This is a genomic window from Pseudomonas sp. CCC3.1, from assembly GCF_034347405.1.
GTDB lineage: Bacteria > Pseudomonadota > Gammaproteobacteria > Pseudomonadales > Pseudomonadaceae > Aquipseudomonas.
Genome location: NZ_CP133778.1, coordinates 4,758,172 through 4,770,116, shown reverse-complemented (window position 1 = coordinate 4,770,116; position 11,945 = coordinate 4,758,172). Strand labels below are relative to the sequence as shown.

Below are 11,945 nucleotides of genomic sequence, written 5' to 3'. Positions count from 1 at the left end.
AGCGATGCAGGCGATGCGGTTTTTCTGTTCAACGGCATCGATACCCTCGCGGGCAAGCCCACTCCCACAGGGGAATGTGCGTTAACTGACAGGCATTAGGCCCTGCGGCCCTTATCGCAGCCTGTGGCAGCGGCTACAGAGGTTAGTGGCCTGCTGTTTTCGAAAACAGTTGAATCACCACCACGCCCAGCACGATCAGGCCCATGCCGAGCATGGCCGGCAGGTCGAGTTTTTGCCCGTAGATAAACAAGGCGGCGACGCTAACCATCACGATGCCCATGCCCGCCCACACGGCGTATGCCACACCGACCGGGATCGTGCGCACCACCAGTGTCAGCATCCAGAACGCAGTGGCGTAACCGGCAATCACCAGCACCAGTGGCAGCGGTGTGCTGAAACCCTTGACCGCCTTCATCGAAACAGTGGCAATGACTTCAGCGCAGATGGCGATAGCCAAGTAGTAGTAAGCGGTCATGGTGTAGTCCTGAGTGTGAGGCGAAGCAATTTAACAGCACGGCATTCTAGTGGTTGTAAAAGTGTGTAGGGGCTTTTTGTGGCGCCTTGAAAGGGCCGTGTTCGGTGCCATCATCGTCGAGGTCGTTTTCAAGTAAACTCTGCGCCCATGAATAGAACTCTCTATACCTTGCTGTTTCATCTGGGGCTGCCGTTGGTGGCGATTCGGTTGTGGTTACGGGCGCGCAAGGCGCCAGCGTATGCCAAGCGCATCGGTGAACGCTTCGCCCTGAATCTGCCGGTTCTGCAGACGGGCGGAATTTGGGTGCACGCGGTGTCGGTGGGAGAAAGCATCGCCGCCGCGCCGATGATCCGGGCGTTGCTCAAGCGCTATCCACAGCTGCCCATCACTGTTACCTGCATGACGCCCACCGGGTCGGAGCGGATTCAAGCCCTGTTCGCCGATGAGCCGCGTGTGCAGCATTGCTACCTGCCGTATGACCTGCCATGGGCGGCCGCGCGTTTTCTGGATCGTGTGCAGCCCAAACTGGCTGTGATCATGGAAACCGAACTCTGGCCCAATCATATTCACCAGTGCGCCAAGCGTGGCATTCCGGTGGCATTGGCCAATGCGCGGCTGTCGGCCCGCTCGGCAAAGGGCTATGCACGCTTTGCCAGGTTGACCCGGCCGATGCTTGAAGACATGAGCCTGATTGCCGTGCAGAGCGAAACAGAAGCCGAACGCTTCCGCCAATTAGGGGCGCGGCCCGAGTGCGTAGAGGTGACGGGCTCGATTAAGTTTGACCTGAGCATTGATCCGCAGCTGCTGACCAAAGCCCGGGAATTACGCGAGCAGTGGCACGCGCAGGCACGTCCCGTATGGATTGCGGCCAGCACCCACGAGGGTGAGGACGAAATCGTTCTTGATGCTCATCGTCGATTGCTGGCCACTTACCCGAATGCGCTGCTGATTCTGGTCCCGCGCCATCCTGAGCGTTTCAACTCAGTATTTGAGCTGTGCCAACGCCAAGGCTTTGTGACTGTGCGGCGTTCTGCAAACGCGCAGGTCAGCTCCGGCACTCAAGTTGTATTGGGCGACACCATGGGTGAGTTGCTGTTTCTGTACGCGGTGGCCGACACTGCGTTTGTCGGGGGGAGCCTGGTACCAAACGGCGGGCACAATGTGCTGGAGCCCGCGGCGCTGGCCAAACCGGTATTGAGCGGGCCGCACCTGTTTAACTTTCTCGACATCGCTGCAAAGTTGCGCGAAGCCGGTGCGCTGGAAGAAGTGGACGATGCCCAGGGGCTGGCAATTGCCGTGCGGCGCTTGTTTGAATTGCCCTCTGACGCGCAGCAGATGGGCGAGGCGGGATTGAGCGTGATGCAGGCCAACCAGGGCGCCTTGAAGCGCTTGCTGGATGGCCTGTCGCGATTGATCTCGAACTAAGTCACATGGCCTGCCATAGGCAGGTTACTTCGCGTCTTCAACCAAGGGCACAAACCAGTGACGGGCCAGGTCCTTGCCGATCTCGCCGCGATGAACATTGACAGTGGCATGCTCGCCTTGCGCATCGTTCACTTGCGAGAAGTAGTTGAGCTTGCGTTGCGCTTTGGTTTTCAGGTGAGCGGCGGAGTAGTCCAGGTTTGGGGTGTTGGCCATAGGGTAGTGAAAATGGGCGTACCAAATAGGAAACCCCTCACGGTTGTTGATGGCGTACTCCTGCATAAAATCTTGCCGCTCGCCCCGTAACGGGATGCGCTTGCCCAGACTGGCGAGTTGCACGACTCGTTGATCCAGCAGAAATTGCAAATTGCTATTGGTCGGAGGCAATTCGAGGCTGAGTTGGACGCGTGTGGCGTGACCCTCGCTGAACAGGCTTTGGGCCGCTTTGCGCAGCATCTCGACTAAGGCCTGGTCATCCGGCAGTCGTGAGGTCGGTGGCTGGTTTTGCAGGGCCGCGTCCATTTCGGTGGCCAGTGTGTCCAGTTTTTTGGCTTCGTTGTCGTAGGCTTCCTGTGCGGCCTGCGGGTATCGGTAGCGTTTCCTGCTCTCACGAAGGCTCTTGAGCACGTTTTCAAACTTGCTGAACAGCTTGCGCGCCTCGCCTTTGACGATGTTGAGCGCTCGCGTGGCCGCAGGCGTGTGAGGTTGAGCCGTCTCGATTTCCAGCCATTCGTCGCCGTGCTGTGAGTACGTCGAGAGCAGTTTCCTGTCGTAACCGGAGCGAATTTCGACGGTTTCAATCGGCCACTCGTTGCTGGCCGGTTTTAATTCGCCAATGAGTTGACCCTTGCCTCGCACATTGATGATTTTTTTTGACGGTCTACCCATCACAGACAGGGGGCGCCTGCGGGGTTTTTTGCGGGGTTTCAGCGCGGGCTTGATCTCGGCCGCCAGTTGCGTGGTGGCGTCCTGGTAGAGCCCCTCCAGCATGTGGCGAAGCTTGTTGAAGTAATCGAACTCCAGATCATCGGCATTCACGATGGCTAACCCGCGCATCGCATCCAGTGCCTGACCGTAGTGCTCCTCCAGACTGTCCAATACCTCAAGGCGTTTTTCTGGTGAAAATTCCAGGGTGTTGAGCGCGTCATGGGTCTGGATGTGCTCTTTAAGATGATCAACCGCTTCATCCAGACCCGTTTCGGTCAGGGTGCTGGCTGCGACTTTAGAGCTGGCCAGTTTCAGGCAACCCAAATGAAAGCTCTTGATGGACAAGGGGGTGTGTTCATCGGGTGAGAGGTCGGCGACCAGGCGGTTGGCGGCTTCGGTGCTGGCTTCGCTGTGGTTGTACAACTGGTCCACATAGCTGTTTCTGAGTTCAAGGCGTTGGAGCGTGCGTTCATTGAGCGCGACCTCTTCTCTGACAAACCGCAAGAACGCCTCGGGATCGGCAGTCGCGGCTTGCTCCAGCTGTGGCCCGGGCCTGGCGAATGGTGCCCATTTCTTGAGCAGGGCCCTCTGCTCGGCCCCCGAGCGGACCAACGACTTGACTGAATTGTCGAAGAGCTTTTGCAGCAAGGAGATGACGATCCTGTCGTGAAACGGCACTTTCAACTCAGTGCGTTCTTTGTTGCTCTCCAGCAGTTGCTGGTAGGCATCCCGTTGTTTTTTCAAGGCCATTTCGAATCGATCGCGAAACGTGTCGAGTTGCTCGGGGGTAAAACGTTCGTCTGTTTCTGCGCGCTCCAGGGCCGATTGGGTGATGTCTACCGCTTTGTGCAGTGGTTCCTCCTGCTTGAAAAAAGCCTCCAGTTCCTCGTCTAACTGTTTGGTTCGTTCGATCTTTTGTTGCTGAAGGGCCGCGATTCGCTTGGGCGGCATACCGCCTCGCAAGCGCAAGCGCAGGTCAAACGACCAGTGGCCCTTTTTGTCCGATTTCAAATTGGGTCCGCGAAGATGGGGGTCGGAGGCCGAAATAATGACCGCCGCACCTTCCATGTCGACATCGACTGGGTACAGCGTTTGCTCAATCAAGGCATGCCACCTGTCGGCAATGCGATAAAGACCTGTGCGCAGACTGGTGGGTTGCGCGGGCGGCAGCGATTCAGGGAGGGGAACTTCAAAGCCCGCCAAGCGTTCCCGTTGACGGGGTGTCAGGCGATTTTGCGCACTGGCAAAACTGAAGTCGAGGACTGTGCTTTCGGTGTTGGGATACTCACCAGGCAGCGCCACTGCGCCCGAGGTCATTTTGGGAGCGGGCGGCTCTGGCCATAGTTCAGGGAGGCGCAGCGGCGCAAATGTGCGCAACGCCTGGGCTCTGAGCCCAGGAGGCAGAGCCGCAGGCCGGGGCAGACGGGCCGCTGCCTGATGGAACAACAGCATGGCAACGTTGAGTAGCACATCGGCGGCAGCCAGTTCTCGGGTTGCCGGGTCATTGCTGGCCAAGGCCGGTATGTCGCTGCTGACCGCAGCGGTCAAGCTGAGTAGCCCGCCCGTGAGCATGAGGGGGGGCGGTAACCCCGGCACAAACAGGAGGTTGTTGAAGAGCAGATTGCCGCCTTCCAGCAGGACGGCCCAGCGGCTTTCACTGTTGGACACGGAGTCAGTGTTTGCCTGTTCGACCAGAGCCCTGGCATTGCTGCCATAGATAAACAGCATCAGTTGGCCGTTGTTCAGGTATTGCAGCAGTTCGTTGTTGGTGCCGTTGGTGGCGATAAATGCAGGCTCCGGCACCTCCAGTGGTCCGAATTCACTGCCTAAGCCAAAGCGCACGTAATGGGGCTCTTTGATGCCGCCGTGCGCGTAGATAGGCCGGGCGATGTCACTGAGCCAGGTCAGTACGCTGTTTTGCAGCTCTCCCGGTTCGGCGATAGCGTCCAGCAAGGCGGCCCGGGTGGGAAACTCCAGCAATGACTGAGCGTAAAGCGGGCGATACAGCAGGTGCGGGCCGTCCTCAATGTTGCTGGGCTCAATGATGAACATATTGCTGACGATATCGGGAATGGCCTCGACCCTGCGCACCAGTGCCAAGTGCCGAATGACCACGTGTTTACCATCGACCACGCGCCCGGCCGTGCTGGCTTGCATCAGCGCGGCCACATAGCGCGCACCGAGCGGGGTCACGCCGTTTTGTTTTTTCAGGCTCAGTTCCAGCGCCTCCAGAGGGAGTTGAGCACTGACCTGTTCGGCAAATAGTTTTTCCCGTGCATTCGCCTCGGGTGTGCCGCTTAACAGCAATTGCTCAAGGCGCTCGGGATACACCTTGCCGATATTCACCTGTTCGATAAGACCGCCGCTCTGCGTGATGTAGTCAGCTGTCAGCCAGGCGGGCAGGTCGATACCCAGATGGCTACGTAGCGTTAATGTGCCCTTTGGGCGGCCGACCAGGTTCTTCAGCGCAAGATCGGTCAGGCTCATGGTGACGAGTTCAATAATGCCAATCGTGCCCGGCAACCCGGTTGCGACATGAAAGGTCAGCTCAATATTATCGGGGTGTAACCTGTTCTCCAGCGCCTGCACTGGGGCCCTGTTTTCGAAGTGCTGCTGGTCGCGTTGCAGCTGTTGATGCAGCGCATTGGCTGCAAACGCGTGGATGTCGAGAATGCCGTGAAGGTAAGTCTTCCCGTGGTTTATTTTTTTGGCCGTGGATAACGCCAGGCTGTATTGACGGTAGAGCGCATGGTCGGACGCTGATGCATTTTTCAGCCAGTCGGGTAATTGCCTCTCGAGTGCGGTCAGCGGGTCGATGTTGGCTTGCGGCGCGTCAACAAACAGCTTGGCGGTATTGGTGATGTCCAGGTAAACCGCTTGCAGCCTGTCCCAACCCATAGTGGCGGGCAGTTTGATCAAGCCAATGTGCTCCAGTTGCATGCTCAGGACGGCAGCCGCGCAGGCGTCAAACACATTGCCGTCAAGCTCAAAGCGTTTCAGGCGAATTTCATCAATCGTGTAATGCTGGCTGATACGTCGATTCCAGGCCCGGCCGAGTGAATCCATGGTGTTGAATGTACGTGTGACACCGCCAGGGTTGTGCACCAGCACTTGGCCAGAGGTTTCCAGCGCGATCCTTGAACTCAGGATCGAGCGGCCCACGTTGGCGTTGAGCAGGCTGGCTTTCAACCAATAAGCCGCCACGGCACGCTCACCGTATAGGCGGATTCTGTCTTCACGCACAGGCGTACGGATGACCTGATAAAGGCTGTCGCGGGCCGCATCGGTCAGATCCGCTTGTGTGAGGGCGCTGATGCTCAAGGTGTCTTTGATGACATCGCTGAACCACTGCCAGCGGTTGACGCCCGCTCCGCTTTCCTCTCCCCAGAAGTCTGTCAGCGCCCCTTGCAGGCCGATAGGCAGGCGCCATGAGAGCTCTTTGACCAGCCGCTCGATCACCTTCATGTCCAGCTCACCCTGAGTGGGTCTGAGCAACGTTGGCGGTGTATCACTCAGGTAATAGGCTTGACCCTCGATCGGGCTCAAGTCCAGTTCGGTACTGCTGCCTAGATACGCCAGAACGCGAGGCATGAAAGGCTGCAAAATCCAGCCGCCGCTGAGTTGGGGAACCGCGAGCTGGGTACGTTCGAGATCGAGAGTGAGCGTCGGATACTCGTGCTCAATGGCCGCAGCGAGCATGCTGCGGGTCACGGATTCGAGTGAAGGCGGGTTGGAAAATTGGCCGCGTACGGCGCTTTCCGGCGGGGTAAGAGATGTCGCTGTTGAGGGTGCAGTAGACATGGGAGTTCCTTGAGTGCCAAGAGGTCACACGACCGATGCCGTATTAACCTCTGGCGCTTACAAGGAACGGTGGTATCCGGGTATGTCCTTACATCACTTCACGACTGAGCGGATATTGGTCTCGGCTTCTTGAGCCAGATCTGGCGGCAGGAAGTCTTTGTCCGGGTTGTAGTCGGCTTTCAGGTAACGCGACAACGCTTCCAGATCGCCCGGGTTCAACGTGCCCGCCGCCTGTTTAAGGCGCAGGTTGTCGAGGATGTAGTCATAGCGGCTGTTGTTGTAGTCACGCACTGAGTTGTACAGCTGACGCTGGGCGTCGAGCACGTCAACGATGTTGCGTGTCCCCACCTGATAACCGATTTCCGTGGCTTCCAGAGCGCTCTGGTTCGAGATGATCGACTGTTTACGCGCCTTCACCTGTTCCACATCGGTATTCACCGCGCGGTGCAAGTTGCGCGTGTTTTCGACCACTTGGCGGCGTAACTGCTCACGCTGCTGCTCGGTCTGGTCCAGACGTGAGTACGACTCGCGCACTTGCGAACTGGTCAGGCCGCCGCTGTAGATCGGGATGTTCAACTGAATGCCGATGCTGGTCTGGTTGACCGGGCCACCATAACGCTGGTTCAGGGCATTCGGGTTGCTCAGGCCAAACGCGTCGTTGTCACCGGTTTTGTATTGCGCCACGGCGTCCACAGTCGGTGCGTGGCCGGCCTTGCGTTGCTTGAGGGTTTCTTCGGCGGCATCCACCGCGTAGTTACTGGCCAGCAAGTTGAGGTTCTGCTGCGCGGCGGTGTCGACCCACGCCTTGGCGTCGTTTGGCGTCGGCGGCAAGATCGGCAAACTGTGGCGCATGCCTTCAATCGCGTTGTACTGGCGATTGGTCAACGTCACCAGCGCTTCAAAGGCATCTTCGACCTGACGCTGGGCGAGCATGCGATTAGCCCGTGCCGTGTCGTAGCTGGCCTGAGATTGCAGCACGTCGGTCTTGTCCGACAGGCCTACATCAAAGCGCTCGCGGGACTGGTCCAGCTGGCGCTTGAACGTCGCTTCTTCAGCCTTGGTCGCGGCCAGCGTGTCCTGGGCGCGCAGTACCGAGAAGTAATTGTTTGCGCTTTGCAGGATCAGATTCTGCTCGGTGGCCGACAGTTGCAGTGCAGCCTGTTCGTTGACCGATTCGGCGGCTTTTAACTGGAACCAGCGGTCAATCCGAAAAAGCGGCTGGGCCAGTGTGGCTTGATACACCATCGCACTGCGGGTGGTGGTGGTCGATGGCCTGTCGATGCTTGTGCGCACGTTGCTCGACTCAGCGCCGCCCGACAGGTTGGGCAGCAAACCGGCACGGGCCTGCGGTACGACTTCTTTTTGTGCCGAATAGCTGGCACGGGCTGCCGCGAGGTCGGCGTTATTGTCCACGGCCTCTTGGTAAACACTGACCAAACCGTTTTGGCTGGATAGGGGAGCCGGTGTATCCAGAGCCATAGCGTTGGTCGCCCAAGACACGGCGATAGCCAGCGAGAGTTTGCGCAGCATGAGCGATCCCTAGTTCAATAGTGCGAAATTGATTGTCGAGGCCGTGTTCTGGCACTCGTGATTTCAAGACGTAGCGAGTGTAGTTGCCGCAACCCCTTGCAACAATGGCGTTGTTGAGTCTTTCGTCACGTCGTTTATTTCTGTGTTGGCGTTCTGTCTCGGTCTTCTCTAGACTGGCCGAGTTCTTGTCGGGGTGCCTTGCTATGAGGCTGAGATCGAATAATTTCGGATCCCGTTGAACCTGATCAGGTTAGCGCCTGCGTAGGGAACAAGATTTCTCGTCTCCCGGCGAGTCCTCTTGAGTGCCGTCCGGGATCGATTGTTCAAAAAATGATCAATCGTTCGAGGTCGTCACTCAGCACCCAGTCCTTGGGTGCGTCCGTGCTTTTTTCAGGTTCTCCCTCCGACAATCCACCTGGATGCAGTCTGGAGAGCCGTGATGAGTACAAAACTAAAAAATGCGATCAATCTCAGTGATTCGGCAAAAGTCGATGAACAGTCCGTCAAGCCGTTTACCCGTTCACAAAAAGTCTACGTACAGGGCTCGCGCCCGGACATTCTGGTGCCGATGCGTGAAGTCAGCCTGGATGTCACGCCGACTGATTTTGGCGGCGAAATCAACGCCCCGGTATTGATCTACGACACCTCCGGCCCGTATACCGACCCGTCCGTCGAGATTGACGTGCGCAAAGGGCTGGGAGACGTGCGTTCAGCGTGGATCGATGATCGCGATGACACCGAGCGCCTGCCGGGCCTGAGTTCGAACTTCGGCCAAATGCGCCTTGAAGACGCCGAACTGACCAAGCTGCGCTTCGCCCACGTGAAGAACCCGCGTCGGGCCAAGGCCGGGGTCAATGTCAGCCAGATGCACTATGCGCGTCAGGGCATCATCACCGCCGAGATGGAATACGTCGCCATCCGCGAAAACATGAAGCTGCAAGAAGCGCGTGCCGCGGGCTTGCTCGACCAGCAGCACGCGGGTCACAGCTTCGGCGCCAACATCCCGAAAGAAATCACCCCTGAGTTCGTGCGCGACGAAATCGCTCGCGGTCGCGCGATCATCCCGGCCAACATCAACCACGTTGAGCTGGAGCCAATGATCATTGGCCGCAACTTCCTGGTGAAGATCAACGGCAACATCGGCAACAGCGCGCTGGGCTCCTCTATTGAAGAAGAAGTGGCCAAGCTGACCTGGGGCATTCGCTGGGGATCGGACACCGTCATGGACTTGTCCACCGGCAAACACATTCACGAAACCCGCGAGTGGATCATCCGCAACTCGCCAGTCCCGATCGGCACCGTGCCGATTTACCAGGCGCTGGAAAAGGTCAACGGCGTGGCCGAAGACCTGACCTGGGAATTGTTCCGCGACACCCTGATCGAACAGGCTGAACAAGGCGTTGACTACTTCACCATCCACGCCGGTGTGTTGCTGCGCTACGTGCCGCTGACCGCCAAACGTGTGACTGGCATTGTGTCCCGTGGTGGCTCGATCATGGCCAAATGGTGCCTGGCGCACCACAAAGAGAACTTCCTCTACACCCACTTCGACGAAATCTGCGAAATCATGAAGGCCTACGACGTCAGCTTCTCGCTGGGTGATGGCCTGCGTCCGGGCTCGATTGCCGACGCCAACGACGCGGCGCAGTTCGGCGAACTGGAAACCCTGGGCGAGCTGACCAAAATCGCCTGGAAACACGACGTGCAATGCATGATCGAAGGCCCCGGCCATGTGCCGATGCAATTGATCAAAGAGAACATGGACAAGCAACTGGAGTGCTGCGACGAGGCGCCGTTCTACACCCTCGGCCCGCTGACCACCGACATCGCACCGGGTTACGACCACATCACCTCGGGCATTGGTGCCGCCATGATCGGCTGGTTCGGTTGCGCCATGCTGTGCTACGTGACGCCCAAGGAACACTTGGGGTTGCCGAACAAAGATGACGTGAAGACCGGGATCATCACCTACAAAATCGCGGCTCACGCGGCTGACTTGGCCAAAGGTCATCCGGGCGCACAAATCCGCGACAACGCCTTGAGCAAGGCGCGCTTCGAGTTCCGCTGGGAAGACCAGTTCAACCTCGGCCTGGACCCGGACACCGCGCGTTCGTACCACGACGAAACCTTGCCCAAGGACTCGGCCAAAGTCGCGCATTTCTGCTCCATGTGCGGGCCGAAATTCTGCTCGATGAAAATCACCCAGGAAGTGCGCATCTACGCCGCCAACCAGCGCATTGAAGCGATTGACGTAGACGTGGCCAAAGGCCTGGCGGAACAGGCCGAACGCTTCAAGCAGGAAGGCAGCCAGCTGTATAAAAAAGTGTGATGTAAGCCGCGCCAGCCGACGCTGGCGCCCATTTGTAGTCGCTGTCGAGGGACGAGGCTGCGATAAGGGCCGCAGGACCTTCAACAACAGGGTCGTTGCGCAACCCTTCGCAGCCTCGTGCCTCGACAGCGACTACGGGTTTGGTCCTTTATCGAGAATGATGTTTTGAACACACCCAGCACTTACTCGCCCGATGCCGCCGTCCCTTTGGACAAGCGCGTTTTCGGCGCCCGCGATCTGTTTTCCTTGTGGTTCTCCCTCGGCATCGGGCTGATGGTGTTGCAGACCGGGGCCTTGCTGGCGCCGGGGCTGGGCCTGTCGGGTTCGCTGCTGGCGATTTTTCTCGGCACCTTGGTCGGCGTGGCGTTATTGGCGTCGGTCGGGGTGATCGGCAGCGACACCGGGCTGTCTTCCATGGCCGCCCTGAAACTGAGCCTCGGCAGTCGCGGGGCCATGCTGCCTGCCGTGCTGAACGTATTGCAACTGATTGGCTGGGGTTCGTTCGAAATCATCGTCATGCGCGATGCCGCCAGCCTGCTGGGCGCCCGTGCGTTCAGTGAAGGCAGCTTGCTGAGCAATCCACTGCTGTGGACCCTGTTCTTCGGCGTCCTGGCCACGTTGCTGGCCGTGAGCGGGCCGTTGACCTTTGTGCGCAAAGTCTTGCGTAAATGGGGCATCTGGCTGTTGTTGGCCGCGTGTCTGTGGCTGACCTGGAACCTCTTCGCCAAAGCGGACTTGGCCGCGTTATGGGCGCAGAAGGGCGATGGTTCGATGCCGTTTGCGGTGGGTTTCGACATTGCTATCGCCATGCCGCTGTCGTGGTTGCCGTTGATTGCCGACTACTCGCGCTTTGGCAAACGCGCCAAAGGTGTGTTTGGCGGCACCGCACTGGGCTTTTTGATAGGCAACTTCTGGTTGATGAGCCTGGGCGTTGCCTACACCTTGGCGTTCGCGCCGAGCGGTGAAGTCAATGCGCTGCTGTTGGCGCTGGCGGGGGCAGGGCTGGGTATTCCGTTACTGCTGATTCTGCTCGACGAGTCCGAAAACGCCTTTGCCGACATTCATTCGGCGGCGGTTTCCAGCGGGTTCTTGTGGCGATTGAAGGTTGAGCATCTGGCGTTGGCCATTGGCGTCATCTGCACCGTGATCGCCTGCCTGGCGCCGCTGGCGCAGTACCAGAACTTCTTGCTGCTGATTGGCTCAGTGTTTGCGCCGTTGTTTGGCGTGGTGCTGGTGGATCACTTCATCCTGCGCAAACGCAGCGCCAACGGGGTGCCGGGTGTGCTGCACTGGCCAACCTTGCTGGCCTGGTTGGGCGGGGTGAGCACCTACCACCTGCTGGCCAACCTGTTCCCGGATGTGGGTGCAACCTTGCCTGCGTTGCTGCTGGCCGGGCTGTTGCAGTGGTTGCTGGGGCGTAAACGCGGTTAAAACGTGTAGGAGCGCGCTTGCCTCGCGATC

General features: G+C 58.7%; 6 protein-coding genes and 1 riboswitch. Of the genes, 3 read left to right on the top strand and 3 right to left on the bottom strand.

Features of this window, described 5'->3' with window-relative positions:
- Positions 1–142 precede the first annotated feature (142 nt).
- On the bottom strand, positions 143–475 hold the full coding sequence (locus tag RHM56_RS20830; RefSeq protein ID WP_322235643.1) for a DMT family transporter: 333 nt from the start codon (positions 473–475) through the stop codon (positions 143–145).
- 147 nt (positions 476–622) lie between these two features.
- Here RHM56_RS20830 and waaA point away from each other — a divergent pair, with 147 nt between their 5' ends.
- The gene (waaA, locus tag RHM56_RS20825; RefSeq protein ID WP_322235641.1) at positions 623–1,900 is read left to right on the top strand and encodes a lipid IV(A) 3-deoxy-D-manno-octulosonic acid transferase; all 1,278 of its coding nucleotides are present in this window, start codon (positions 623–625) and stop codon (positions 1,898–1,900) included.
- A gap of 24 nt (positions 1,901–1,924) precedes the next feature.
- On the opposite strand, the gene RHM56_RS20820 is transcribed toward waaA, so the two are convergent.
- On the bottom strand, positions 1,925–6,625 hold the full coding sequence (locus tag RHM56_RS20820; protein WP_322235639.1) for a dermonecrotic toxin domain-containing protein: 4,701 nt from the start codon (positions 6,623–6,625) through the stop codon (positions 1,925–1,927).
- A 93-nt stretch (positions 6,626–6,718) separates the two neighbouring features.
- Positions 6,719–8,155 (bottom strand): TolC family outer membrane protein, encoded by a 1,437-nt coding sequence (locus RHM56_RS20815; protein WP_322235637.1) that lies wholly within the window; start codon positions 8,153–8,155, stop codon positions 6,719–6,721.
- A 179-nt stretch (positions 8,156–8,334) separates the two neighbouring features.
- Positions 8,335–8,440, top strand: a riboswitch (TPP riboswitch).
- Between the two features lie 154 nt (positions 8,441–8,594).
- On the opposite strand from RHM56_RS20815, the gene thiC reads away from it, so the two are divergent.
- Positions 8,595–10,484: a phosphomethylpyrimidine synthase ThiC gene (gene thiC / locus RHM56_RS20810; RefSeq protein ID WP_322235635.1), complete on the top strand. Its 1,890-nt coding sequence runs from the start codon at positions 8,595–8,597 to the stop codon at positions 10,482–10,484.
- Positions 10,485–10,649: 165 nt separating this feature from the next.
- Complete coding sequence (gene cytX / locus RHM56_RS20805; RefSeq protein WP_322235632.1) at positions 10,650–11,915, top strand: putative hydroxymethylpyrimidine transporter CytX; 1,266 nt, start codon at positions 10,650–10,652, stop codon at positions 11,913–11,915.
- The last annotated feature ends 30 nt before the right edge of the window (positions 11,916–11,945 follow it).

What these genes read in the sequence shown, in the direction of transcription:
- RHM56_RS20830 (WP_322235643.1), bottom strand. Translation starts at nt 475, where the DNA reads ATGACCGCTTACTACTACTTGGCTATCGCCATCTGCGCTGAAGTCATT.
- waaA (WP_322235641.1), top strand. Translation starts at nt 623, where the DNA reads ATGAATAGAACTCTCTATACCTTGCTGTTTCATCTGGGGCTGCCGTTG.
- RHM56_RS20820 (WP_322235639.1), bottom strand. Translation starts at nt 6,625, where the DNA reads ATGTCTACTGCACCCTCAACAGCGACATCTCTTACCCCGCCGGAAAGC.
- RHM56_RS20815 (WP_322235637.1), bottom strand. Translation starts at nt 8,155, where the DNA reads ATGCTGCGCAAACTCTCGCTGGCTATCGCCGTGTCTTGGGCGACCAAC.
- thiC (WP_322235635.1), top strand. Translation starts at nt 8,595, where the DNA reads ATGAGTACAAAACTAAAAAATGCGATCAATCTCAGTGATTCGGCAAAA.